Here is a 24,250-nt window from a genome sequence, read left to right as displayed (position 1 = left end):
CCGTCTTGGTGACGTCGACCCGGGCGTACCGGCTTAGCCTTTTGGGAAGCGTGATCCCAACGTTTCCGAGAGCATCGAGGCGATGCCCTTGTCGCCGCCGAGGACCTCGCGCGCCTGCTCCCGCCAGGTTGCGCGCTGATCGGCGAGGGTGCGTGGCTCGTGCTTCGGGTCGCGAGTTTCCAGGGTGGCCTGCTGGGATAGCTGAACCGCTTCGATGGGGGTCGGCGGCCGGCCGTGCGCGCGCTGAAAGTCGGTGGCGAGTTCGTCACGGCGGACCTCGATCGCCGCACGACGAGACGACCATCGTTCCCGCAGGCGCGGATCGACGCCCACCAATTCCCGGACCGGGCGCTTGCGCGGGTCGTCGTCCGGGCGTTCCTCGAATTCGACCCCCAGGTCGGTGGCCAGGTGCCGCTCCAACGAGCTGTTGTAGACCTCCGAGGCTGCCACGGTCGCCTTGAACAAGACCCTGCCGTCGATCGCCAGCCATTTGCCGCCGAGCGTCTGCACCTTGTTCGCGACGGCCACATGTGTGTGCAGCAGCGGCTCGCCGGCGCGCGAATCGCGGTGCGTGAAGGCTGTGGCAACCAAGCCCTTGACGTCGACCTGGCGGACTCCGTTGGTTCCCTCTCTGGAGTACAGCGCGTTCTCCTCGATGAAATCGAGGGCGTCCTTCATGGCTGACTGGTGCGCGCGCTCGACCCGAGCGGCGATCGCCGGATCGGCCAACGCCCACAGCACCGCCACGCTCTTGACCGGCTTGAAGGTCAGGTCGAACCCCGCGACCGCCTTCGTTTTCGGGCGTGAGTGCTGGGCGATGGTGCCGGACAACTCGCGAGCGTCCTGGGGGTCACGGCCGTGTTCGGCCCGGAAGAACTCCCGACCGACCTCGGTGCGGATCCGGGCTCGGTCCTCGGCAGGAACCGGCCAATCCCTGGGAAGTCCCTGCTGCTCGTTGAGGTCGGCAAGCCGCTTCGCCACCTCGATCCGGTAGGTGGAGACGTCGTTCTCGTACACCTTGAACGGCACCCCGAGCCGGGTCACCGCGCGGTAATCCGCGTTCGTCAGGTCCGGTCCCTGGAGAGCTTCCCGCCGTTCATGGGCGAGGGGATGGTGCCCGGAACCGAACAGCGCCTGCATCTGCTCGGCGGTGACGACATCTCCGGCGGACAGGCCGTCGATCCCAGCCATCCCGGACCCCACCCAGACGCCGGGGGCCTCGCCTTTTTCGCTGTAGTACGACGCGAGGCCGGTGTGGCCCTTGTCGGTGGCGTCCATGGCCGCCACCTGGCGGGTCAGATAGTCGTATCCGGAGCCTGCTGTCAGCTTGTGAATGCTCATCGTCACACCTCCCGAAGGGGCGGGATCCGCCCTGGCGGTCACAAATTGAAAAATCAACAAAAACCGGGAATGCAAGAGCTGTGTAGGGCTTCGACTTCCAAGGTTCAGGAGGGGGAACGGGCAAGGGGTCGTGGCTGGCTGGCTGGACGGGAACTCAGGTGGTCGGCGGTGGCCGCTGACGGGGGTCGGGATGTCTTAGGGGGTGCGATGGTTCGACACGAGAAAGGTGCACATCGATGGGCAAGCAGACGATCAGGCAGGAAGCTCGGCGAGCGGCGCTGGATGCGCAATCCAGGAGACGCGAGGAACGCGCGGAGCGGGAGCGCCGGGTGGAGGCCCTCGCGATCAAAGTGCTGGTCGCGATCCGCGAACGCGAGGCGGCCGACCGGCGCGCCGGTGAGGCGCTGACGGAGATGATCGAGACCGAGCGGCTCTCGGCGCGCGAGGCCGTGCAGTGGTGCGGCGATGAGGTGAGCACGCGCGAGGTCGCACGACTGCGGCGCGTGGCGGCGGATGCCGCCGACCCGGCCGCGCAGGAGGAGGGCGACGGCACTGACGCGGACACCACAGCGTCGCCGGTCGCGACATCGATGGACGCAGACACCGACGCGGACACCGACGCGGGCGCGCCGACCTCGGCGGCGTCGTGAGCCGGTGAGCGCGCGGCGGCTCGGGCCGGGCGGCGTGGCCGCGCTGGCTGAGGGACTGGCGGACCCCGAAGTCGTCGCGCGCTACGCGGCCAAGGTGGTGCAGGTTCCGGGCACTGAGTGCGCCTGGTGGACCGGTGCGATCAGCGGGCGCGGGCACGGTCGGTTCTGGTTCGGTCACGACCGCGTGGTCGTTGCGCATCGGTTCGCGTTCGGCCTGGTCCACGGCGCCGACGCACTCGACGCGGTGCGCGTACTGGGTCACAAGTGCGACAACCCGCTGTGTCAGCGGGTCGGGCCGGGGCATGTCGTCGCGTCATCGGCGGCCGAGAACCGGCGCGAGTGGGTTGCCCGTCGCGCGTTGACCGGCTCCCCGCTGGGCGACCCGCGCGGGGCACGCCGCCGCGCACGCGAATTACGCGATATGGCGCGTCGGGATCCGCGCGAGGTCGCCGACGACTTGGAGCGGCTGCGGGCGCTGTTCGGGGAGCAGCTCGCGCTGTGGTGAGACGCGACAAGGCGACCGGCGCGGGTGAGCCGGTCGCCTCGTCTTGTCAGGGCAGGAACTACACGGGCAAGCACTCGACAATCTCGGCGGTGTTGGCGATGCCGGTCAACGCGGCTGCCAGGGCACGAGCGGTGCGCGGGGTGACGGTGAGGGCATCGCCCTCGACCGTCAGGACGACGGTCGCCGGGCCGTCGTCGTCACCGCGTACGGCGGCGGTCAACACATTGCCGTCGCTGTCGTGGAAAACGACGGACTCGCCCAGCACCAGCTGGATGCCGTCCGGGTGGGCGGTGACGCCGTCGCGTCGGGTTGTGGTCATGAGGGTGACTCCTTGCTGATCGGTTGCGGTGGTGGTGGACGGTGACGCCGCGTCGCGTGGATCGGCGCGGCGTCACCGTTGCTCGGGTGGATCAGGCCGGGACGACCTCGTCCCACGCGGTGCGCTTGACCCGCGCCAGGTCGTCGCTGGTGAGCAACCGGGCCGCGCGGGCGGACGCCTGGTCGCGGTTGCCGGCCCGCACGGGGGAGAAGTGGTCGATGTACTCCACGACCGCCTGGTAGCCGGCCCACGCGGTGCCCCGAATGCCGGCCTGCGTCTCGGCGTCGTGCCACAGGTACGACAGCTTCGCGTTGCGCTCTCGGTGTGCGTTGAGCGTGCGCACCGATGCGGACGACGGTTCGGGGAAGCAGCGACGCACCAGCGAGTCGAACTCGGCGTCGGTCATCGTGGTCTGGATCAGCTTCTCGGCCTCGACCTCGAACTCTTCGCAGTAGGCGAGAGTCAGCCCCAGAGCGTCGCGGGCCTCCTGCACGGCGCTCTTGGCGTTGGCCGTGTGCCGAATGCTGAAACTGGACACGTGGTCGCGCAGCGCGGCGGCTTGAGTGTTCGCGCACACCACGCGCACGGGCGTGATCACAATGCGGAACGCCGACGACCCGTCGTGACTGTTCAAGGCGGCAATGTTGAGGTCGACGCGATCAGAGCCGCCCACCTTCAGCGACTCCGGTAGCCGCATGGTGACGAACACCTGACGGCCTCCGCGCAGCGAGCCTGCGGTCTCGAAGACTGCGCCGGATTCGTGCGACAACGTGTTGAGGAACGCGGCGTGCTCCTCGTTCTGCAAGGGCGTATATCCGGAGCCGACGACGCCAAGTGCCTCGGCCTCTTCGGTGAACGGGTTGGTGCGCACGGTCGCGAACCCTGGCGCGGCCATCGTCGTGACGCCGTCCTCGGTGATCTCGGTCGCGGTGAGCGGCACCTTGCGGACGTTCCAATTGCCCAGGTGGCCGAGCGTCATCGCTTCTTCGGCGGTGAACGCGCGGTCGCGCACGACGGTGCCGAGCCGGTGCCACGCGTCCTTGCGCGCGAAGACGGCAGCGGCCTGGTCGCCGTGGGTCTCGATCTGGTGAGCCATGAGTGGTTCCTCTCGGGTGGTTCTCTGTCCTGACAAACTAAATTCTAGTTTTTCTACTCTACTGAGATGAGTTGTCCACAGGGGCAGGCGAATTCGCGGTCGATGTGTCGGCAGGCTGTGCGCGGGCTAGCTGGTACTCGGCGCGCGCGGCCGCGTCGCGGGATCGGTAGGTGATGTCGCCCGGTCGCCGGTCGCAGACGATGCGCCATTTGCGGTCCGGGAAGTTGCGACTGACGCAGCCAATCGCGCCGCCCGGGTAGCGCACTTCGAGGACGTACCAGCCGCCGTGCCGCCACCGGTCATAGGTGAACGCGGAAGGCGTGTCGGACGGGGTTGCGGGGGCTGCGCTCATGAGGGGTCACCGGTCGCCGCGCGGACCTGGTCCAGTGCGCGGTTCAGCAGCTCCTGGAGCTCCTCGCCGCTGCCTTCGATCACGGTCACCTCATCGCACGCGACCAGCAGCGCGAGGGGTGCGTCGACGACCTCCGTGCCGAGTTCGCACCCGGCAGTCACAACCTCGGTGCTGGCCGTGCGGGCGCGCATCCATTCGTAGCGCACGCTCATCGGGCTGCCTCCTTCGCGGTCGCGGCCAGCCGGTGAAACACGCGCCGCCCTCCTTGCATGACCGCGACGGCCTCGATGCCGTACTCCGACGCGTGCTCCAGCTGAGCCTCGGCGGCGGCAATCGCGCGTGCGCGGGTCGGGATCATCGCCGCGTGGAACTTCAAACGTGTGGTGCCATATGACGGGGTGACGAACACGAATCGTCGCTCTCCGCTGAATCGGACTTTGAGGAAGGCGCACACCTCATCTCGCGTGTGGGCGGCGGTGTCGGGCGTCGTGGTGCTCATGGGGGGGTGTCCTTTCGAGAGGGCCGGTGGCGTGCACTGCACGGGCACGCCACCGGCCACGGGCAGGGGAGAGGTCAGGCGGCGGGGTGCTCGTCGCTGCTGGCAGCGGTGTTGCCCTCGGGTGCCTTGGTCTGCGGCGGGGGAGTGGCTGCCTTGCGGGCCTTCTTCGCGGGCTTGTCGAGTCCGGCGGCACGCTTCTCGACGTCGGCCAACTCGTAACCGTTGGCTGCCAGGAACGCCAGATAGCGCGCGGGGCCGGGGGACACATTGCGCCAGGTGTGCGTGCCCATCTGCGCCTCATAGGCGGCGCAGCACTGGCCGACCGCGAGCATCAGCGCACGGCCCTCCGTGACGTTCTCGGCGGCCTTCGCACGGTCGGCCCGCATCCGCGCCTTGCCGCCGTTCAGCAACTCGTCTGCCTTGGTGGGGGTGCGGTGGTCGCTGAGCCAGTGGCCCTCTTCGGCAATGGTCGCGACGACGAACGCGGCGCTACCCTTCGGCGCGGTCTTGCGCGTCAGGAACTTGACCACGAAAGCAGCGCGAACCGTCTCGGCCGACTTCCACGCCTTGTTGGACTCGATCACGTCGCGGCGCTCGGCGCGGGCAGCTTCTCGCTCGGCCTCGCTCATGTCGGCGGCCTTCTTCTTGGCGCTGCCTCCGTAGCCGCCCGCCCAGCGATCGACGTGGCCGTGCGCCTTAGCGTCGGTGCAGACGTAGGTCGCGACCGTCACCTGCTCCTGCTCGTCGGCGGCGTCTTCGTCAGCTTCGTCGTCGGACTCGATCCAGCGCCATTCGCGTGTCACGTAGGCGGCGTGTCCGGGGCAGTCGGCGTGCGTCTCGGGGGTGATCCGGTTGCCCTCGGCGTCGTCCAGGTGGTTCAGGCGCAGGATCGTCTTGTGGTCGTGCGGGGGCCGCTCTATCACAGTGACGCCGTCGGCGATCAATTGCTCCGCGAACGCCTTGATTGCCTCGCGGTCTTCACGCTTGTCGCGCTGCCGCTGCAACTCGTGGTCGAACCCACTGCCCCGCTCGGCGGCAACGGTGAGGGCCTTGAGCGCGTCGGCATCCTGATCGAACTCGGCGAGGGCGGCAGCCTGCTCCAAGGTGAGGAATCCCCAGCGTTCGGTCGCCTTGCTCGCTAGGTCCGACCCGGCCACTTTCAGACCGGCATCGACCTCGGGCCGCTTGTAACCGGTCTTCTTCACGATCTGCGCGGCAGACAGACCGAACCCGGCCAGCTGCTCGAAGCCCTTCGCCCGCTCGGCCGCCGTGATGGCCACACGGTGATGGTTCGCCGACATCTGAGCAACGATCCTGTCGGCGTCCTCACGGCGACGGGTGGCGAATGCCGGAATGGTCGCCTGCTTGGCCTCAATCGCGGCCAAGGTGCGGCGTTGACCGTCCACGACGACGTAATGGCCATCGCCATCGAAGTAGCCGACGACCGGAACAATGACGCCTTCCTCGCGCACGTTCGCGACGAACTCCTTGTCGACGTTCGCGTCCAGGCGCACGTTCGCGCCGATCTGCACCTGGCGCGGGTCAATAGCGACCACGGTCTCGGTGGCGACTTCTTCAGTGGTGGCTGTGCTCATGATCTCTCCTGAGTGGAATAGAAAAAGTGGTAGTGCTATCCTGCCCGCGCGCGCATACGGCCCGGGCTGGCTCTCGGGCGGCTGTGGACAACGCGGCGCGGTCACTGACCCTGTGGGAATCGCCGATGCCGGAGCGGTGACGAGCGACTCGGCGCGTCGCAGGCCTACCCTCGACCTGGCCGGCGCTGGCAGGGCGTGAACCCTCCGGTCGAATACCGGGAGGGTGTTAGGCGTGTTAGGCCTCGGGGCCTGGCGCAGACGGTCGACGACGACAACGCCGGTCTGTTCGGCCGCAGTTACCCTGTGGGGCGAAGTAGAGAGAGCAGACGAGGGAGGTAGCTGGATGGCGCCTAAGCGCACACCAAGCCTGCCCGCCGGATCCGCGGCGTTCGCGGTGTACTGGGACCGGGCGACCTGGGATGTGTCGCGATCGGCATACATGGCCGACCTCGACGACCTGCCGAAGAGCCCGGACTCATGGATCGGGTGGTTTCAGTACGCCGTCAAGCGGCATGTGCGACGCAGCGCCCGGTCGCGGGCGGCACTCGAGGTATCACCACCGGAACGGAACCCGAGCGGTAGCCAGAAGGAACTCAAAGACGCGGGGAAGCCCCTCGACGGGTTCACCAAGACGCACGTCGTGCCTGAGGAGCTGCTGGACCAGGTCGAGCGGGCGATCGTCGACGACCGAATCAAGGCCGGCCGGATGATCAGCCGCTCCCAGTTCGCCCGCGAGGCGGTCGTGGCGGCGATCGGCGAAACGCGCTCCAGGCGCGGGCGGCGTGGTCTGCCGCCAGCGCCGGACCGGTTGCCGAACCGGCCGCGCAGTCGGGCCTGATCTATGCCGTCACCGGCCGACGCCGAACGGTGGGCCACCCAGCTGGCGGCCTCGCATGGAGTCGAGCTGGCCGGGATCACGTGGGCCGCCGGCACCGGCGGCGCGGCGCGGATGGCGGACGCAGGTGCTGAGCTGGTGCTCGCTCCCGAAATCCTCGTCGACGTCGCCACCATGCGCTTCCACGTCGCGCACGAGGTTGGGCACGTCGTGCTGGGGCATGCCCGCGGCCGCCGTCAGCAGCTGCGCGCTGCCGCGCCCTACCTGGCTGCCGGTGGCGCGGTCGAGCTGGCGGCGATCGTCGGCGCGGCATTCTGGCGGTGGTCGATCGTGGTGTTGCCGATCGCGTTCGTAATCACCCTGGCAGTGCTGGCCCGCCGGGTGGTGCTTCCCCAGGAGCGTGCGGCCGACGCGTTCGCGGCCGCCAACAGAGCACCGGCTTGGCTGGCGAGTCCGCCGGCGAAGGCTCGACTCATGGCGAGGCTGATCAAGACGCACCCGACCTGGGCGGAGCGGTCCGCCTGTGGACAACGATCGGCAGTCGAGTAGAAAGGGTAGTTTCAATCGAAAGCCATTCGTTGGAAGGGATTTCGACCATGAACAACACTGCGGAAGCACGCGGCACGGCATCGACACCGATGAGTGTCTCTGATCTCACTTTGGGAGACGTCGGCCCCGATCTGATGCACATCATCGATGGCTCCGATGCTCACGTCGACGGAATCGGTGCCAGCGTCGACATGCACCCCGCCTTCGACCCGGCCGGTGCGATCCACGGCGAGAGCGGCCTGTTGGTGACATTCACCGACGCGCACGGCCGCAATCGCATCGCCGAGGTGAGCATCATCGCTCGGTGGCGTGAGGACGACTGCTGGCACTTGCACACCCAGGCTGGAGAACTCGGCCGAGAATGTCGTGACTGCGGGACCGTCGTGGAGGCCTGAGCGGCAGGCTAACGCTCAGCTCATCGGTGTGAGTGAGTTCAGCGCCGGCGGGGCTTGCGGAGGTCACTGGTCGCCGGCGGCCGCGGGCCATCATGAGCAGGCCGAGGATCACCAGCGCGGTCGCCACGCCGTGGAGTAGGACCATCTCCGCCGGTTGTGAGATCTCGTGGTGGTCGGAGAGCGCCAGGGTCGTGTCATAGAACGCGTGCGCGAGGATCTGTGGCCAGACGTGGCCCGTCCACAGATAGAGCAGCACGGCCCCCACGGCCCACGGCAGATGCGACCAGGCCCACGCCCCTTGATACAGGTGGTAGGCGATCCGTGCGATCACCAGCAGTGCGACGAACATTGCCGCCGGCCGGGCTCGCTGAAGCAGCTGAGGAGCGAGCTGCCGAACGACCACGATCGGCAGCGCGAGGACGACGAACTCCTCGCCGATCGCACCGAGCCAGATGCCACGCGCGATGTCGTACCAGAGAGCATGCGTCGCCGGATCCTGCGCCGGTTGCGATGGACTGATCCAGACAAACAACCAAAACCCTGCGAGGTCCAGGAGCAGAAGGACGCCGGCCACGAGCAGGCCCCAGCCCGGCACTCGGTGCCGGCGGCCAATTAACCACTCGAGCAGTACGGGCCGCCGCCCCAGTGACCAGGCAGCGCCACCGGCCAGCAACAGCGCGACGATGAGGAGTGTGGCCTCGCCGGCGAAGAGGACCCCGTCGCTGGACGAGCCCGAGCCTGAACCTGACCCTTCGGGCGGGCCATATCCGTGAAGGAGGATCTGCACGGACAGCATCACCGCCCAGCCATATCCGACGACATACGCCAGCACCGCCAGCAGCAGCACCAGCCCGCTCTTGACCTCCCTGGCCACCAGCATGTTTCCCCTCCGAGTCAGTGTCGTGCTCTCACGCTAGAGGAACAGAGCGACAACATCTGTCGTCGCCGCAGGTGACCGCCACGAGGCCCGCGAACGCCTTCGGGAAGTAAGACGCTCCGAGCGGGCGGCTTGTCCACAGGGCGGCGCGCAACCCAGCGAACCGCAGCACCGAAGGAGCACACTCGAAGTATCTACTCTTTCTACTCAACTAGGGAGAAGACGTGAGCATCATCCAGACTCGAGAAATCCGAGTGGGTTTCGCCCCTCGAGCGGCCACGCCCCCGACTTCGCCGGCCGCCACGACGTTGGAGCGCGCGGCGGCCGGCTTCATCCGCGCGAACGCCGCCTACCGCCAGGCGTATGCGACCTGGCGAGCTGAGCGTGAGAGTCGCGAGCCGGGGGATTGCGTCACCTCGGCCGACGACCAGCGCCGCGACCGGCGGCACCAGGCTTTGTTTGCGGTTCATCGGGAACTTGACGCCGCGGCCGCGGCAGTCCGCCGTGAAGGCGGCCAGATCGACTACAGCCCGAGCGACGGCGACACCGTCCGTGTCTACGGGCCACGTCGTCAATTTCTCGGTCGCATGTGACGACAGCAGTGAAAGCCCAAGAAACAGAGGAGTGTTCAACATGACCACGCTCACGAACGCACACACGGTTCCCCAGGTGACAGACCGACCAAATGTCACCTCGTGGATCCTGACCCCGCCGATCGGGCCCGCGGTCCCGGTCGACCTGATCCGGCACAGCGAGACATACCTCGAGCTGCGGCTAGGTACCGGTGAGAGCGCCTTCTCCGTTGCCCGCGGCCACCAGGACCCGCGCTCGGGCTCCTGGGTCGTCGACATCCTGCTGATCGGTCACCGATTCGAGGTCGCCACTAGCGATGGCGCCGTCGCGATGATGCTGGGCGAGATGCACTCGCTGGTCAGCGGCGTGCTCAAACCCACATGTTCGGCCGAACTCTGGTCGGCCGGCTGTTTGGCATGCGGAGTCTCGATCATCGAAAGCGCCAGTCTCGGTGAGGCAGAGTGGCTCGCCCGGACGCACAACCGGGAGCACCACCACGGTGAACCGGCTGCGGCCACCTACCTACGGATCCTGTGCGCCCAGTGCGGCGACCGGGACGCCACCACGGTGTGCAGCTGCGACGGTACGACGCCGGTCGCCGTCTGCGGACGGTGCGCGTCGACCAGGAGCTCGTGATGCCCACCACAGACCCGCGCTGGGCCAAACACTTCCGTCTCGACCAACACCGCGGGATCTCCAGGTACGTCGACGCCGCGCCGATCCGGGCGCACATCGAGCAGCTGCGCGCGGTTGGCGCGTCCATGCGGGCGATCGCCGACAAGGCGGGTGTCTCCATCAGTCAGGTGAGCAAGATCTCCGGCGGGCAGGCGCACGTACGGCGGCCATACGCGGCCCGCATCCAGGCAGTCACCCCGGCCGCGATTCTGGCTCGCAGCGGCGCCGACGACTTCGTGCCAGCGGTCGGCGCCCGCCGCCGGGTTGAGGCGCTCCAGGCTGTCGGGCACTCCTCGACGGCGATCGCCATGGCCATGGCGGACGGGGCCACCGCGGCCGCGGTGCGGAAGATCAGGTCCCACCCCGGCGAGTGGATCTCCCGCACCAACCACGAGCGAGTTGTGCGCGCATACGACCAGCTCTGGGACAAGCCCGGCACATCGCACCAAACCCTCGCCGCCGCACGACGATCCGGCTTCGCGGCGCCACTGGCGTGGAACGACGAATCGATCGACGATCCCCGTGCGCAGCCATCGATCGGTGACGACGCACACGACCTGGTCGACGAAGTCGCGGTGATGCGTGCAGTGGCCGGCGACCGTGTCGAACTCACCGCAACCGAGCGCGCCGAAGCGGTAGGGCGGCTGGCCGCGGCCGGGCTGTGCAACAACGAGATCGGAGCCCGCATCAGGGTCAGTGGCCGCACCGTGCAACGGATCCGCAAGGCGGCTGGCATCCCGTCCGGTTGGAAAGAGCCGGCGGCATGAGCGGCAAGCGGTTGAGCACGGACCAGCGCGAGCTGATGCTCGGGCTGATCCGCGACGGGCTGCCCAGCCAGGAGATCGCCGACGCTGTCGGCGTGAGCACCTCGATGGTTCATTACTACGCCGTCCGGCACGGCATTGACCGTTCCCGGAAACCGGCAGCCCCACCGGCGATCGAAGCCGTCGTCCCGGAGACCGCGGAGCCGCAGCAGTCCCTGGATTGGCAGGCCGACGCGCTCTGCCGGCAGACCGACCCGGAGATCTTCTTCCCGGAGAAAGGCGGATCCACCAAGGACGCCAAACGCATCTGCCAGAGCTGCCCTGTCGCGGCCGAATGCCTCGATCAGGCCCTGGTTAATGACGAACGCTTCGGCATCTGGGGCGGCGTCTCAGAACGGCGCCGTCGCAAACTCGCACGCACACTCAAACAGTCTTGAAGAGGAGATACATGTCATGTCCACCAAGCAAGTCACCACCGAGATCACTCTGACCGTCGTGAAGCACCTCATCAACGGCCGCACGGACACGTTCATCGCCGAGGCGACGGGCCTCGCGATGACCCAGGTCCAGGACATCAAAGTCAGCCACGGCTACCCCGAGCTGGACAAGATGGAGTGGTCCCGCGACGCGCTCGAGAAGCGGATCAACGAACCCGCGGCAGCGGCCGCGACACCAGGTCCGACCATCAGAGCCGTCGTGCCGGCGCGACGTCACGACCCTGCGCGGGCGACCCCGCGTCCATCCGACCCGCGACTGGTCACCTCGACCGCGCGCGAGGTCAAGCCCTCCGCGAACGAGCTCATCGTCGCGGCCGGCAACTCACCGAAAGCGCGCACCCGAGCACTCGGGGTGAAAGTCGCTGGTCTGCTCGGTGACCTCAGCCAGCGCCTCGAGACAGAAGAGCGTGAGCAAGCCGCCCAAGCGGCGGAGAAGGCCGCGAACGCCAAGAGGCTCAAGCGGATCGAGGAACTGGAGGCAGAGCTGAAGAAGCTGCGGTCGAAGACCCGTAGCACCAAGACGGCGCCACCGCTGGGCGCGCCAGCACTAGAGGTACGCAAGTGGGCCAAGGGCCAGGGCATCGAGTGCCCGGACTACGGCAAGATCCCGAACACGGTGCGCGACGCGTACGACGCGGCCCACGTCGCAGCCTGAGCCGAAGAGGGCGAAAACCTATGAACCGTAGAGCAACCAGGATCATCTTGGTCGTCCTCCAACTGGCGTCAGCGGGGATCTTGATGCGAGCACTCACCGCGGTCGGCTTGTGGTGGATGGCCCCAGCTGTCGCCGTTGTGGTGGCGGGCATGGTCACGCTGGAACTGCGCCCACGCAGGCCGTGGATCGTGCTCGACGACAACGGGCAGCCGGCGACCGGCCGTGACGCGGACCGGTACACCCAGTGGCGGGCTAGCCTGTGCGTGCACCAGAGAGCGGCCTGGGATGAAGCGCTGCGAGACGTCGTCGCGCGGAACCGGGCCGACAGGAAGGACGAACCATGATCTGCACCGGGTGCCGCGAGCCACACCAGCCGGCCGATTGCGAGGACGCCCGCCGCCCCGCCGACGCGCAACGATCGTGCTGCTGCCAGCACAAGCCCTACACGGAGGCGCCGGCCGCGCCAGCCACCGAGCCGGGCCGAGAACACGCCGAGGCCAGCGGCGAATCCGAGGAGATGGGCCCCAGCAGAAGCCGTAGTCGAGGGTGACCGCCGTCACTTCCCGGCGGCAGCTCACGGAAAGAGCCGGCGAAATTCTTGCAACCCGATCGGCAAACGCATCGTGGCCGGTGACCGCCAGGGACCGGCCAGCCGCCTTCTGGGAGATAGCAGCACCAAAGTGCACTGCTCGTCGATCAGGAGGAAGCCTTGAAATCGAACACCAGCGTACGAGTGCTGGCAGCTGCGGGGATGTTCACGCTCACCGTTGCCGGGACGGCATTCACGCCGGCGCACGCCGACACCGGCGGATCGTCGGTCACCAACCAGGGGGTGTCGCCCAACAGGGCGGCCGGCCAGGCGAAGCTGGCGGCCAGCCCTCGCGTCGCCCCGACCTACGCGGGATACCAGACGAAACCGGTGACGTCGCCGACAGGCGGATCGCACTCGATCTGGTTCGGCCGCATGAACTACGCCGGGCTGCTGGTGTACTGCATCGACGGTGAGAACCTGGCACCGTCGCAGGCACCCTCCAAACCGGTCACCCGCACCCAGCAAGTGAAGCTGTCCTACCTGCTCAGCCGGTACGTGAACAGCGCCGACAAGCCCACGATCGGGGCACTGTCCTACATCTCCCGCCAGCTGCTGGACCCGGGTTGGTCCTTCGACCAGAAGGCGTTCGGCACCCTCAGCGCGGCAGACCAGACGGCGATCAAAGCTCGCGTCGCCCAGCTGAACACCGAAGCAGCGAACTATGCCGGCGGATACAAGCCGGTGGTGACCAACACGGCGGGTACACCCTCCACTGCCGGTACGGTCCGGACAGGGACAGCGACGGTCGGAATCACCTCAGCCACAGGGAAGTTCGTGCCCGGGGTGGCCTTTCGCGCCACCGCAACCGGCGCCACCTTCACCAGCGGAATCCGCACCCTGAAGACAGGCAAGAGCAGCAGCGCAACCACCAACGGCACTACCTCCACCGCCGCGACAAAGCTGCCCTGGACGGCGATGCCGACAGCCAAGAACGGCGACAAAGTCACCCTGTCCGGGTCCTTCACGGGCATCCCCGCGTCCACCTACTACGAATACACGGCCCCGCACGTGGGGGAGCAGCGGGTCATCGGCGCGGCGCCCGCGGGAACAGGGGCAGGCACTGGCATGCCGGTGACGATCAAGGTCGCGGCTCCGAAAGCGATCACCCGGGTGTCCACGCAGCAGTGGGTCCCCAACAAGACCATCACCGACACGGTGACCACATCAGGTCTGGAATCGCAGAAGGTCGACATCACCGCAGCCGCAGCCGTCATGCGCCGCCCAGACGGGGTGACCTCGTGCGAGAACGTCGGCGTCGAGCAGTGGGAGAAGGCCTTCAAAGCAGGCAAGGTCTCCTCGATCTCGACCGCGAAAGTCACTGGGGCTGCGACCAACACGGACGTGCAGATCCTGCTGCACCTGACCAGCAAGCTGCCCAGCGATGTCACGGCCGGCAACTGGTGCGGATCGATCAACGAGAACGTGTGGCAGGCGGGAACACAGAAACGACTGGTGGTCACCCAGTTCGGTGAGGTCAATGAGTGGGGGTCGCTGACCGTCGCGGCACCCAAACCGACACCCACGCCGACACCGCCCTCGACGACTCCGCCGAGTTCCCAGCCGGTGATCCCGACCGATGGCCTGGTCTCGTTCGGTGGCCCGGACATGGCCGGGCTGCTCGTCGGCGCAGGCTTCCTCGGCGTCGGAGGCACCACAGCCGGGGTCCTGGCACGTCGCGCAATGCGCCGCCGCAACAACCGGCACTGACGTGGCACGCCTCGACACGGTCAAGGAGGTCGTCCAGGGCTACGCGCGGCGAGTGAGCGGCCCCGTGGCGTTGATCCTGGCCGGGGTGTTAGCCGTGGTCGTGGGTGGCGTCGGCATGATCGCTACCAGTTGGTTGAGGTCACCGCCCGCCGCTGCGGCCGGAACCCCGGCACACACCTTCCAGACGAAGGACCTCAGCGCGGCGCCACCGGTCTCACATTCGGACACACCGGCGGCCGCGGCTCCACGCAGTAGTCGCGCGACAACGAGACGGAACCAACACGCGGCCGGATCGTCGTCGCAGGCTGTGCACCGTGCGACATCGACGCGAGAGCCTCGAGCGCCGGCGAAGGCCACCAGCTCCCGGACGAAGCCCGCGCGGCGGACAACACCGGGCGGGCAGCCACGGAGCAGGTCTCACAGGGTGCCGTCGCCGCCGGCGAAGAAGGCACCGACGATGAGCCCAGACAGCGTCTGGATCCCGTCGTTGGGTGTCTCGGTCATTGTGCTCTCGGAAGGGCAATCCGGTGGCCTGGCATCGATCCCGGTCGGAAAGACGCGGGTCGGTTGGCTGAACTGGACGCCCTCGATGACCAGCCGCGGCGGGACGACCGTCATCGCTGGGCATGTGACGTACGACAACATCCCCGGCGCGTTCTACAAGCTCCCTCAGATCAAGGCCGGCGCCGTCGTCTACACCACGACGCGCACCGGGAAGGTGCAGGCGTGGCGAGTGCAGTCGGCGGCCACCTACCCGAAGGGCAAGCTACCGGCGGCGGTATGGGCGACCGGGGGAGCGCACCAGCTCGCCCTGGTCACCTGCACCGGCAGCATCGGACGAGTTCCGAAGCAAGGCGGCTATGCCCACCTGGACAACCTCGTGGTGATGGCGAAACCGGTGGCCACACGCTGACTCTCAGATGGAGCGCTCCGGCGCTGGTTGCGGTGCCGGCGACACGGGTGGCTGCCTGCGTTCTTCGCGCGCTCCACGAGATGGCTGGAACCGGATCACCTCGTCATCAGGTGCCACCTGCCCCGGTCCGCTTGCCGGGGGCGGTGGCATGGCGTCTGCTTCGGCATACCCGGTGAGTCCGGTCAGATCCGAGCCGCCGTCGACGTAGCCGTGATCGTGCGGATACGCGCGCGACCGGGTGACCCAATCGCCGCGGTTGATTTCTGGATACTCGGGCGGGACGGCCCTGTGGATCCGCACAGCCATCTCAGGGTTGTCGGCTGCAGCCTGCTCGCCGGCTATTGGGGACGAGTGCACCAACGGTTCGCTACCGTCATGGAGTCCTTCGACTTAGAAAGGTTCCGATGCGTACCAAGACCCAGACGATCACCCCGGCCAAGGCAGCCGCCCTGCTGGAATCGAATACCAGTAATCGACCGCTGTCGCGCGCCACGGTGCGCGTCTTTGCGGAGGCTATGAAACGAGGCGAGTGGAAGACCACTCACCAAGGCATCGCTGTTGACACGAATGGGTTGCTGGTTGACGGCCAACATCGGTTGGCTGCGATCGTCGAAGCGGATCTACCAGTGAAACGAACTGTGTTCACTGAGGTTTCGCCGGATAGCTTTGACGTCCTGGACACCGGTAAGAAGCGTAACGCGGCTGATGTACTTGCAATCGAAGGCGAAAAGAACACCTTGCTGCTCGCGGCGATGCTGCGCACCGTCTGGTTGTACGACAACCGACCCGACACGTCTTGGTCCGGCGGGGCGCTCGTGTCACCAACCACCAGATATTGGAGACGCTCGCGGCAAACCCCCGGATCCGCGAATACATCAGTGTCGCTGAGCAACTGGTCAGCGAGACGGGCATGATCAAGTCCGCGGCCGGAGCGGCGAGCTATCTGGTGGCGCGCAAGAATTCAGCCAAGAAGATCGAGCAGTGGCTCGAAGGGCTCATCGAAGGAGCTGGCTTGGCCAAGACCGACGCCCGGCTCAAGCTGCGTAACCTCATGCTGAACATGGCCCGTCGGCAAGCAGGCGAAGGCCGCCGACGACACGACACGCGCGAGCAGGTGGTGCTGTACCTGACTGCGTTTAACGCCTGGGCGAGCGAAGAGCCGGTGAGCCGGCTGCGATACAACGCTGGAGAGCCCGTCCCAGTGATACCGAAGATCTGAGCCGGGATCGGGGAGTGTGCCCACAGTGAACATCGGTGACCGGGACCGGCATGGCCACTACGGCGCTCTCGACGAAGACAGTGACGGCCTGCTCTGTCACGAGTGCGGCCTACGCTTCGCACACCTCGGGCTGCATGCGTGGAAGAGCCACGCGATTACCGCTGCCGAATACCGCCAGGAACATGGCCTGGCGCGCAGCTACGGGCTGGTTGCCAGCAAGACGCGAGAGGCGATCACCGGCAACGCGCGGCGAAACTTCACCGCCAAGAAGAAGTTCCTGGCAAACCGGGATCCTGTTGCCGCCACCGCCGCCCGGTTGAGCAATGCCGTCGGCATGTCGCCGGCAGGCTTGGCCGCCAGTCGGACGCAACCGGGTCAGGGACGGCTCGGCACCGTCGTGGTCTGTCAGTGGTGCGAGTCGCAGTTCTGCCCTCTCACCAGCGCGAGACGGCGACGATTCTGCTCGATGTCCTGCGCCAGCAAAGCGACCCGGGCAGGCTGACCCATCAGACTTGCTGACGACAGGATCCGGTGACGCTTCGCCATGCTGGTCACAGCAGACCGGTGGCGTGACTGGCGTGGCGGCTCGCGGGACGTGCCTGCGGCCGTGACCGTCTTGGCCTTCCTCTTGGGGTCAGAGGTCACGTGCCCCGGGCCGCCTCCTTCCCGGTGCGACTCGGGGCTTTCCTTGTTGCGGCGCGGTGGGTATGACGACGCCGCCGCAGCAGGCGAGATTTAAAGACCATGAAAGAGTCAAAGGATTAAAAGATCTTGATGGCGTGGTGGTATGAATCCGTCCACGCCAACCTTTCTGATCAGCCCGCGCTGCTGGTGGGTCGGGATGGCGACCTCGACTTCCGGGAAGGCATCCAAGGGTCCCGGATCACCTGAGCGCGCGACGCTCGTGACCGGCTTGCGCGGGACCGGCAAGGACGTCATGCTCAACGCCTACGAAGACCTGGCTAAAAGCGAAGGTTGGGTCGTCAGCTCCGAGATGGCAACGCCCAACCTGATCGACCGTGCTACGAACAACTACCCAAGTTGCTCCAAGACGTTAACCCGGAACAGACGGACTCGCATCTGACTAGCGTCTCGCTGCCTGGGGCAATCGGTGCGAGTCGCGACGTCGCGGACCGGCACGCGCCGCGGCCGGGCCTACCGATCCCAGCTGTCACAGCTGGCCGACCTGCTCCGGGCGCAAGGCGGAGGGGTACTGATCACTGTCGATGAGGTGCATTGCAAGGGCCTGCGGGAACTGGGCACAACGATCCAGCACGCCTTCCGAGAGCAACGCAATGTCGCCTTCGTCGGCGCGGGCCTCCCGTCCGCTGTCGAGGAGCTGCTTTCCGACGAGGTTTCGACGTTCCTGCGCCGCGCGGATCGCCGGCACCTACGCACCGTCAGCCCGGACGAGGTTGCTGAAGCACTTGCCATGCCCATCCGCACCGCGGGTCGGGACGTCACGCCTGACGATGTCGATCGCGACGAGGCGGCGCAGTTCGAATAAGAGTTCTAGTGACTTCCTGGGGCACTCACCAGCATGGCGGGAGGTGCGTGAATTACGCGCAGAGCGCAAACAGGGAACACAGCCAGCGAGCGGCGCCGCCCCCGTCATATTCGCCGATGAGGAACAGCAGATGCGCTTTGAGGTCGAGCAGTCGTAGTGGCGGCAGATTGCCGAATATGACGCGAGCAGTACGCACTTGCGCGGCTACACGATCGGCGCACGCCTCCTCGAGGCTGTCACCTCGACGGCCCAGGCCCCCACGTCAACGGGCCGTCGCGATCATGATCGACGTCCTCACTGGCGGGGCCTACTTCATGCCGGCGCGCTGGGCCCACCCACACTCGGAGCACCGCGGCGGCGCTCAACTGACCGGACCTGACAACGCCTGCGCATGCCGAGCTGCCGCGAAATTCACACTCCGGGCGCAACACGACTGCTGTGGTGGAAAACGTCGATGGCACAGCCGAATTCGCGTGGGTCGGACATCACGAGGAACCCATTCCCGCGCCCGAGGACGGCGTAGATCAGCAGCAGCCGCAGATGCATACGGGCGCGGAACAGCGCGTGCATTTGCACTTGTGCAGATGCCTGAGCTTTCGGATGTCTGACCGCCAGCGGGCACGGACGCGCCTTATGGCCTACAGGAACGTCATTGAGAGGACCTCTGATGGATGAGCCGCCACTGCTACTTGCCGGGCCTGGCGATGTCGTCGCCGTCCTGCCCCACGTCCTCGGAGCACGCCCGGACGGCTCGGTCGTCGTGTTCCCCATCGACCCGCGGCGGCCGGTGGCGCGTGCTGACATCCCGACAACAAGCGAGAACTACGGCGACTTGGCACAGGGATTGGCGAAGTCCTTCGAGCGGTTCATCGGCGGGCAGGTCCTTGTCCTTGCCTTCACGGATCAACTGGAGCGTGCCACCTCGGTCTGCGACGCCGTCGCCGCCGCGCTCGAACCCGAAACGACAGTCGTTGATCGGATCGCGGCACAGGGGGACTCGTGGCTGCGCTTGGGCGACACCCGGCCCGAGACGATCAACCAAGGAACGATCACCCAAGCAGACCGCGACCGTGTCGCCGTGGCGTTCATCGGCAGGGGCGACCGGCAACCGTACGACACCCTGAGCCAATTGCGTGCGTCCTTCGGCCCTGTCGATGAGGACTTGTCTGCGGCGGTGATGGCTTCCGCGGAACGCATGGACCTTGTTGGTGGTTGGGCTCCCGCTGCCGCCGTCGAGCAGCGGTGGATGACGCACACGATCGAGGGGTTCGTGGCGCGGCCGGTGCCGCTGGCTGCGAACGACGCGGCGCGCCTGATCGGCGATGTCCAAAACGTGCCCCTGCGCGATCACGCACTGGGGCTGATGACCCACGAGGAGTCCGGCGCCCACGCGGCACTTTGGAAGGACCTCCTGACCCGATCTCCCGAGGATGCCCGCACTCCGGTCGCCAACCTGGCGGCATTTGGCGCGTGGCTGCACGGGGACGGAATGGGCGCACGGCTGGCTCTAGAGCGCGTTACCGACCCGGCAAACAGCCTTGCCAGACTGCTCGATACGGCAGTCGAGCGCGGTCTCGACCCGGCCGGCTGGACACCACCAGTGACGGAACCCATAGATTGCCGACAAAGGCTAGGTGGCCCGCCTAACCGACACGATCCGCGCCGTGAGCCGCCCTCTCACGAGGGTCCTGACCGAAAAAGGCCACCACGATGAGCCGACGAGCGACAGCCGACGAAACCTACTGGGCACTGATCTCCACCGACGGGCACGAGGCCGATAGTCCGTGGGTGACCGTCCTCGGCAGCCATTGGGGCGTAACCGTCGACCCAGAGCCGCATCACGAGTACGGCAGTGTCTACACGAGCCGGGAGCTGGCCGCCGAATGGCAGGCGAGCCTTCCGGACGGAACGGCAGGTAAGCCGCTGGAGATCGCCCAGGTCGACTATCTGGGTGGCAGCTATTTCAAACGCCACGTCGACGACCTCGAATCACCAGTCGGCGAACGAGTCACGCCGACCGCGACCGATCCGCGCTGGGACGGCCCGGTCGCCGGCAGCGACCACCGTGCTGTCAGGAACAACCCGAGACGTTGAGCAAGGAGCAACCGTGCAGAACCGGAACCGGTCCGCCGCCGAAGCACGCTTGTGCTTACTCCTCGACGAGGGCGATGAGAACAAGTCCTACTCCGAACCGACGACCGATCAGACCACGGCCGACGGCTACGCGGTGGACCTGATGTTCCCGACCGAAGACCGCCCTAACGGCTGAACGTCCAAGCGCGATTGGCCGCCGGGGCACCCGGCTTGCCTTAGCCTCGATCCACCGATGTGGTCGCTTGGGTGAGCGTGTCGTGAAGTGAGAATGCCCTTGTGTGGCGGGAGAATTGGAGTTCTTCAGGCAACAATTCGACCGCGACACGAAGGGCATCTCGTAGATGCGACTCTCTCATACTCTTGGCCAGACGTCAGCGACGTTCGACGATCCGAACCTCGTGTCGGCTGGTGGACTGGTGCCGGTGCTGGCGTTGGCCGAGTCCGCCGGGCTCGCGGACCTGGCCGATGAGCACGTGTCGGTCCCGACCGACAAGGGCGCGAACCCAGGATTGAAGGTCGCCTCGCTGGTGGCTGGGATGATCGCCGGTGCGGACTGCATTGATGACATGTCGTTGTTGCGCCATGGCGGGATGGGTCGCGTTTTCGACCGAGCCTACGCACCCTCGACGTTGGGTTCGTTCCTGCGAGCATTCACCTTCGGTCACGTCCGCCAACTGGACGCGGTCGCCTCCAGATTCCTGATCAACCTGGCCGGGCACACCCAGTTGGTGGCCACCGCTAATGGCCACGAGGCGGCTACCGGTGACCACGGGTACGCGTTGCTTGATGTGGACGACACGATCATCGAAGTCCACGGGCATGCCAAGCAGGGCGCCGGGTTCGGCTACTCCGGGGTCCGCGGCTTGAACGCTCTGCTGGCCACCTCGAGCAGAACCGGTTCAGCGCCGGTGGTCGTGGCTCAGCGGCTGCGCAAGGGCGCGTGCGGGTCACCACGCGGCGCCAAGCGCATCATCGCCGACGCGGTGAAAACCACCGGCCGCCTGGTGGGCGGCTCCCTGCCGGTGCTGGTGCGCATGGATTCGGCGTTCTACACCCGTGGGGCAATCCACGCCGCGCGCAAAGGTGGTGCCGCGGTGTCGGTCACCGTCCGGATGAACACTGCTGTGAAGAAAGCGATCTCAGCGATCGGTGATGACGGATGGACCCCGATCGAGTACACCGACGCCATCTTCGACGAAGAGACCAACACGTGGATCTCGCGGGCCGAAGTCGCCGAAATACCGTTCACCGCGTTCGCCTCGGCCAAGAAAGCCGACCGGGTCCCCGGCCGGTTGGTGGTGCGCCGCATCCCGGACTTCAACGCCGACAGGAACAAGGCAGCCGGGCAGGACACCTTGTTCGACGTGTGGCGCTTCCACGCCTTCTTCACCACCACCGACACGGCCGTTTTCGATACCGTGGCCGCGGACAAGACCCACCGGCACCACGCAGTCATCGAGCAGGTCCACGCCGACCTGAAGAACTCCGCACTGGCCCACCTGCCATCGGGCAAGTTCCACGCCAACGCCGCCTGGTTGGTGCTGGCCGTGATGGCATTCAATCTGACCCGGGCCGCGGCAACCCTGACCAGCACGGAGCTAGCCAAGGCCACCACCGCAACGATCCGTCACAAACTGATCACCGTGCCCGCACGAGTCGCGACCTCCGCACGCCGGATCACCGTGCACCTACCGCGCGACTGGCCATGGGAAAACGCGTGGAGCGCCATGTTCGACCGCGTCAGTGATCCGCCAGCGCTCCTCGCGGCCTGACCACCCAGCAGCACTGCTGCGCAACCCGAGGACACCAGTGGAACAACCGGACAGCGAGGCCCGACAGGCCAGCACGCCCACAACCACTGACCCCACGATCACGACCACCTGCCGCCACCGCCGAGCTCATCGGTGGATCGAGGCTTAGGGATGCAAGGAAGCCCCGCGTGACAAGCCCCTGGAGGTGGCTCGATGACCGAGATCACGCAACCGGCAGTGAACTACCCCGACGTGCTGCACATGCCGCCCCGTGATGCGCTACAGCTGGGTGTCGAAGGCCAGGACAGGGAAGCCAACCAGACCCGACTGGTTATCGCCGAACGCATTGTCGGCGAAGCTGACGCAGCCACCGACCGCGCGTACGCAAGCGCTCACTGGATGAACGAGCCCGACGTCCCGCAACCTCGCATTGCGCAAGCTCTGGCTGCGCACGGCGGCGATATGGCTCAAGCAGTCCGGGATCCGCGGGTCGTCGAAGGAGTCCGCGATCAGCTCGGGTATCGGCCGCAGTGGGAGGACGTCTACGACTATGAGGACGACATGATCCCGTCCGGCCAGCACCTGTTCAATCAACTGGAAGCCGACGACCGCGCACTGGGTGAAGTCCGCACCACGATCAACGAGATGCGTGCCGCCGTCGGGGTCGAACCCATCGACGAGCAGCACCTCCTGGCGGCGACTGGGGTCGAACCCCGGAGCGGTCTCGAGGTCGCCGAGGCTCGCGCGGTGTCCCACGGGAAGGGCGCCGCCGCGGAGCGGCTGAACATCGTGACTGCCGACCTAACCCTCGCCCGGCAGCCCGGAGACGCACCATCGTTCTAGATCACCGCTGCACGTGGATCCGATTCAGGTCGGAGTGGGCAACTGGCGGAGTGCTCAATTCGAACGGTGCGAATTGCTTGCCCTGAGTACCGAAACGGCCGGTATCGCCGAGGAGTGAGTTGACGAGCTTCGTCATCGTGAAAGCCGCGTTGGGGGCTGTATGTCGGATTCACAATTCTTCTGAGTGCTTGCTGACCTGTGACGGCACAAACAGGATCGGCCTGTCTCCGTGGCGGACCAGCTGCTCGGTGGCGTTGAGCCCGGCAATGCCGTGCAGGAAGCGTCTCAGTGCGGCTGCCAGAGCACGCGCGTGCAGGTGCGGTCCGACGACGATCAGGCCGGCATCGAGTTGTTCGGCCCGGTGCAGCAGCGCATGCCAGGAACCTCCGCGTTGCATGTGGTAGTCCCAGTCATCGCCGGGCAGTTCGACCAGCGATTCTGCGTGGCGGTGCCGCGTTTGGAGGCGTTCGTCGACTTCGTTTCTGCCAGTCGGCGAGGTCGGGGTCGATTGGGGTGTCTTCGAGGTCGATGATGTGTTCGACGTGCAGGCGGACGTGCAGCACTGCGGCCAGGCGGGGCGCCTGAATCGCCGGCAGTGGGAGGCCGCTCATGGTCGCCGGGACGCGATCAGGGCCATTCGGCGCACCACAACCTTGCCAGCAGCAGCTTGGAAGGGCTATTAGCCGGGTCTGCGGTTCGGGCCGCGGGGCCAGGCGAGCTCCATCGCCCTTCGGCGCGGAGCCCTTGCGAGCAGCGGCGCCACTGCCGGTCAAGCACTTCTGTCGGCGCGTCGGTCGGCGTACCGTGCTGCACGCCGACGCTGATCGCAAGGCAGGACGGGACCAGGTGTGATGGCTGAGTCGAGGGATGAATGGTGCCGCCTCATCCTGGCCCGGCACGGGCAAACCGTGCTGAACGCCAACGGTGAGCTGCGCGGGCACCTGGACCCGGACCTGGACGACGTGGGCCGGCGGCAAGTCGCGGGCCTCGCCGAAGCGCTCACTGTGTATGACGTGCAGGTAGTGCGACACAGTCCCTTGCTGCGGGCACGCCGCACCGCCGAAGCGATCGCGGCCGCCGCCGGCACTACCGACGAAGCCGACGAGCGGCTGATGGACCGCGACTACGGGCAGTGGTCCGGCCACCCCAAGGCCGCCGTGATCGCGCAGTGGGGGTCGCTGGACGCGGCCCCCGGTGTGGAGCCCGCCGAGGATGTTCTCGCCCGCGCTGCTGCCGCACTGGAGGCGTATGCCGACCAGCCAGGGGTGGTGCTGGTCGCCCATGACGCGGTCAACCAACTGCTGCTGGGCCACCTGGACTCGTCCCTGACCGTTCCGCCGCGGCAGCGAACCGCCTGCTGGAACGTGTTGCAACACAACAAGACTCAGGGATGGCGCATCCTGGAGATGGACAAGGTGGCCGCAGTCGACAGTTGAGTCCCGTTGAG

At 67.0% G+C, this 24,250-nt stretch carries 33 protein-coding genes; 23 read left to right on the top strand and 10 right to left on the bottom strand.

Features of this window, described 5'->3' with window-relative positions; genetic code table 11:
• Positions 1-33: 33 nt before the first annotated feature.
• Positions 34-1,341, bottom strand: coding sequence for a MobF family relaxase (gene mobF, locus FHU39_RS23825; protein WP_281379702.1), 1,308 nt, complete (start codon positions 1,339-1,341; stop codon positions 34-36).
• 236 nt (positions 1,342-1,577) lie between these two features.
• On the opposite strand from mobF, the gene FHU39_RS10515 reads away from it, so the two are divergent.
• Both FHU39_RS10515 and FHU39_RS10510 read left to right on the top strand, forming a co-directional pair.
• A complete protein-coding gene (locus tag FHU39_RS10515; protein ID WP_183320286.1) occupies positions 1,578-1,991 on the top strand; it encodes a hypothetical protein in 414 nt (137 codons plus the stop codon).
• 4 nt (positions 1,992-1,995) lie between these two features.
• A complete protein-coding gene (locus FHU39_RS10510) occupies positions 1,996-2,496 on the top strand; it encodes a hypothetical protein (protein WP_183320285.1) in 501 nt (166 codons plus the stop codon).
• Positions 2,497-2,554: 58 nt separating this feature from the next.
• On the opposite strand, the gene FHU39_RS10505 is transcribed toward FHU39_RS10510, so the two are convergent.
• From FHU39_RS10505 to FHU39_RS10480, 6 genes are all read right to left on the bottom strand, one after another.
• Positions 2,555-2,815, bottom strand: coding sequence for a hypothetical protein (locus tag FHU39_RS10505; protein ID WP_183320284.1), 261 nt, complete (start codon positions 2,813-2,815; stop codon positions 2,555-2,557).
• 91 nt (positions 2,816-2,906) lie between these two features.
• Complete coding sequence (locus FHU39_RS10500) at positions 2,907-3,911, bottom strand: DUF932 domain-containing protein (protein WP_183320283.1); 1,005 nt, start codon at positions 3,909-3,911, stop codon at positions 2,907-2,909.
• A 58-nt stretch (positions 3,912-3,969) separates the two neighbouring features.
• Positions 3,970-4,263 carry a hypothetical protein gene (locus FHU39_RS10495; protein WP_183320282.1) on the bottom strand — a complete coding sequence of 98 codons (294 nt, stop codon included), beginning with the start codon at positions 4,261-4,263 and terminating at the stop codon, positions 3,970-3,972.
• Complete coding sequence (locus tag FHU39_RS10490; RefSeq protein WP_183320281.1) at positions 4,260-4,475, bottom strand: hypothetical protein; 216 nt, start codon at positions 4,473-4,475, stop codon at positions 4,260-4,262. Before FHU39_RS10490 ends, FHU39_RS10495 begins: the two co-directional genes overlap by 4 nt.
• Positions 4,472-4,762 (bottom strand): hypothetical protein, encoded by a 291-nt coding sequence (locus tag FHU39_RS10485; RefSeq protein ID WP_183320280.1) that lies wholly within the window; start codon positions 4,760-4,762, stop codon positions 4,472-4,474. The genes FHU39_RS10490 and FHU39_RS10485 overlap by 4 nt, the downstream gene beginning before the upstream one ends.
• Before the next feature lie 74 nt (positions 4,763-4,836).
• Complete coding sequence (locus FHU39_RS10480; protein WP_183320279.1) at positions 4,837-6,462, bottom strand: ParB N-terminal domain-containing protein; 1,626 nt, start codon at positions 6,460-6,462, stop codon at positions 4,837-4,839.
• A gap of 238 nt (positions 6,463-6,700) precedes the next feature.
• On the opposite strand from FHU39_RS10480, the gene FHU39_RS10475 reads away from it, so the two are divergent.
• Together FHU39_RS10475 and FHU39_RS10470 are read left to right on the top strand one after the other, a co-directional pair.
• Positions 6,701-7,195: a hypothetical protein gene (locus FHU39_RS10475; protein WP_183320278.1), complete on the top strand. Its 495-nt coding sequence runs from the start codon at positions 6,701-6,703 to the stop codon at positions 7,193-7,195.
• Positions 7,196-7,198: 3 nt separating this feature from the next.
• Positions 7,199-7,741 (top strand): M48 family metalloprotease, encoded by a 543-nt coding sequence (locus tag FHU39_RS10470; RefSeq protein WP_183320277.1) that lies wholly within the window; start codon positions 7,199-7,201, stop codon positions 7,739-7,741.
• 294 nt (positions 7,742-8,035) lie between these two features.
• Here FHU39_RS10470 and FHU39_RS10465 read toward each other — a convergent pair whose 3' ends face one another.
• Positions 8,036-9,016 carry a CPBP family intramembrane glutamic endopeptidase gene (locus FHU39_RS10465; protein WP_183320276.1) on the bottom strand — a complete coding sequence of 327 codons (981 nt, stop codon included), beginning with the start codon at positions 9,014-9,016 and terminating at the stop codon, positions 8,036-8,038.
• A 221-nt stretch (positions 9,017-9,237) separates the two neighbouring features.
• On the opposite strand from FHU39_RS10465, the gene FHU39_RS10460 reads away from it, so the two are divergent.
• The 13 genes from FHU39_RS10460 to FHU39_RS10405 all read left to right on the top strand — a co-directional run bounded on the left by FHU39_RS10460 (position 9,238) and on the right by FHU39_RS10405 (position 18,115).
• Positions 9,238-9,606: a hypothetical protein gene (locus FHU39_RS10460; RefSeq protein ID WP_183320275.1), complete on the top strand. Its 369-nt coding sequence runs from the start codon at positions 9,238-9,240 to the stop codon at positions 9,604-9,606.
• A 40-nt stretch (positions 9,607-9,646) separates the two neighbouring features.
• Positions 9,647-10,222: a hypothetical protein gene (locus FHU39_RS10455; RefSeq protein ID WP_183320274.1), complete on the top strand. Its 576-nt coding sequence runs from the start codon at positions 9,647-9,649 to the stop codon at positions 10,220-10,222.
• The gene (locus FHU39_RS10450; RefSeq protein ID WP_183320273.1) at positions 10,222-11,028 is read left to right on the top strand and encodes a helix-turn-helix domain-containing protein; all 807 of its coding nucleotides are present in this window, start codon (positions 10,222-10,224) and stop codon (positions 11,026-11,028) included. Before FHU39_RS10455 ends, FHU39_RS10450 begins: the two co-directional genes overlap by 1 nt.
• Positions 11,029-11,198: 170 nt before the next feature.
• Positions 11,199-11,462 (top strand): WhiB family transcriptional regulator, encoded by a 264-nt coding sequence (locus tag FHU39_RS10445; RefSeq protein ID WP_343065877.1) that lies wholly within the window; start codon positions 11,199-11,201, stop codon positions 11,460-11,462.
• 16 nt (positions 11,463-11,478) lie between these two features.
• Positions 11,479-12,177, top strand: a complete 699-nt coding sequence (locus FHU39_RS10440) for an Lsr2 family DNA-binding protein (protein WP_183320272.1) — start codon at positions 11,479-11,481, stop codon at positions 12,175-12,177.
• A gap of 83 nt (positions 12,178-12,260) precedes the next feature.
• The gene (locus FHU39_RS10435) at positions 12,261-12,521 is read left to right on the top strand and encodes a hypothetical protein (protein WP_183320271.1); all 261 of its coding nucleotides are present in this window, start codon (positions 12,261-12,263) and stop codon (positions 12,519-12,521) included.
• A gap of 365 nt (positions 12,522-12,886) precedes the next feature.
• Positions 12,887-14,476: a hypothetical protein gene (locus FHU39_RS10430; RefSeq protein WP_183320270.1), complete on the top strand. Its 1,590-nt coding sequence runs from the start codon at positions 12,887-12,889 to the stop codon at positions 14,474-14,476.
• A 457-nt stretch (positions 14,477-14,933) separates the two neighbouring features.
• Positions 14,934-15,389, top strand: a complete 456-nt coding sequence (locus tag FHU39_RS10425) for a class F sortase (protein WP_183320269.1) — start codon at positions 14,934-14,936, stop codon at positions 15,387-15,389.
• A gap of 404 nt (positions 15,390-15,793) precedes the next feature.
• Positions 15,794-16,303, top strand: a complete 510-nt coding sequence (locus FHU39_RS23820) for a hypothetical protein (RefSeq protein WP_221185223.1) — start codon at positions 15,794-15,796, stop codon at positions 16,301-16,303.
• On the top strand, positions 16,300-16,608 hold the full coding sequence (locus FHU39_RS23815) for a hypothetical protein (protein ID WP_221185222.1): 309 nt from the start codon (positions 16,300-16,302) through the stop codon (positions 16,606-16,608). The genes FHU39_RS23820 and FHU39_RS23815 overlap by 4 nt, the downstream gene beginning before the upstream one ends.
• A 25-nt stretch (positions 16,609-16,633) precedes the next feature.
• On the top strand, positions 16,634-17,110 hold the full coding sequence (locus FHU39_RS10415; RefSeq protein WP_183320268.1) for a MucR family transcriptional regulator: 477 nt from the start codon (positions 16,634-16,636) through the stop codon (positions 17,108-17,110).
• 285 nt (positions 17,111-17,395) lie between these two features.
• Entirely contained in the window at positions 17,396-17,692 is a 297-nt protein-coding gene (locus tag FHU39_RS10410; RefSeq protein ID WP_183320267.1) for a hypothetical protein, read from the top strand.
• Positions 17,693-17,719: 27 nt separating this feature from the next.
• Positions 17,720-18,115 (top strand): hypothetical protein, encoded by a 396-nt coding sequence (locus FHU39_RS10405; RefSeq protein WP_183320266.1) that lies wholly within the window; start codon positions 17,720-17,722, stop codon positions 18,113-18,115.
• 411 nt (positions 18,116-18,526) lie between these two features.
• On the opposite strand, the gene FHU39_RS10400 is transcribed toward FHU39_RS10405, so the two are convergent.
• Positions 18,527-18,685: a hypothetical protein gene (locus tag FHU39_RS10400; RefSeq protein ID WP_183320265.1), complete on the bottom strand. Its 159-nt coding sequence runs from the start codon at positions 18,683-18,685 to the stop codon at positions 18,527-18,529.
• A gap of 97 nt (positions 18,686-18,782) precedes the next feature.
• On the opposite strand from FHU39_RS10400, the gene FHU39_RS10395 reads away from it, so the two are divergent.
• The 5 genes from FHU39_RS10395 (at position 18,783) to FHU39_RS10375 (ending at position 22,803) form a co-directional block, all read left to right on the top strand.
• Entirely contained in the window at positions 18,783-19,829 is a 1,047-nt protein-coding gene (locus FHU39_RS10395; RefSeq protein ID WP_183320264.1) for a DUF4192 domain-containing protein, read from the top strand.
• 74 nt (positions 19,830-19,903) lie between these two features.
• A complete protein-coding gene (locus FHU39_RS10390) occupies positions 19,904-20,209 on the top strand; it encodes a hypothetical protein (protein WP_221185221.1) in 306 nt (101 codons plus the stop codon).
• Positions 20,210-20,222: 13 nt separating this feature from the next.
• Positions 20,223-20,384, top strand: coding sequence for a hypothetical protein (locus FHU39_RS10385; protein WP_183320262.1), 162 nt, complete (start codon positions 20,223-20,225; stop codon positions 20,382-20,384).
• A 166-nt stretch (positions 20,385-20,550) separates the two neighbouring features.
• Positions 20,551-21,981 (top strand): IS1380 family transposase, encoded by a 1,431-nt coding sequence (locus tag FHU39_RS10380; protein ID WP_183320261.1) that lies wholly within the window; start codon positions 20,551-20,553, stop codon positions 21,979-21,981.
• 192 nt (positions 21,982-22,173) lie between these two features.
• Positions 22,174-22,803: a hypothetical protein gene (locus FHU39_RS10375; RefSeq protein WP_183320260.1), complete on the top strand. Its 630-nt coding sequence runs from the start codon at positions 22,174-22,176 to the stop codon at positions 22,801-22,803.
• Between the two features lie 169 nt (positions 22,804-22,972).
• Here FHU39_RS10375 and FHU39_RS10370 read toward each other — a convergent pair whose 3' ends face one another.
• Positions 22,973-23,200 (bottom strand): hypothetical protein, encoded by a 228-nt coding sequence (locus tag FHU39_RS10370; protein WP_183320259.1) that lies wholly within the window; start codon positions 23,198-23,200, stop codon positions 22,973-22,975.
• Positions 23,201-23,654: 454 nt separating this feature from the next.
• Here FHU39_RS10370 and FHU39_RS10365 point away from each other — a divergent pair, with 454 nt between their 5' ends.
• On the top strand, positions 23,655-24,239 hold the full coding sequence (locus tag FHU39_RS10365) for a histidine phosphatase family protein (RefSeq protein ID WP_183320258.1): 585 nt from the start codon (positions 23,655-23,657) through the stop codon (positions 24,237-24,239).
• Positions 24,240-24,250 lie beyond the last annotated feature (11 nt).

The sequence above is a fragment of the Flexivirga oryzae genome, from assembly GCF_014190805.1.
In the GTDB taxonomy this organism is placed as follows: Bacteria; Actinomycetota; Actinomycetes; order Actinomycetales; family Dermatophilaceae; genus Flexivirga; species Flexivirga oryzae.
This window is presented reverse-complemented; position numbering and strand designations above follow the sequence as displayed.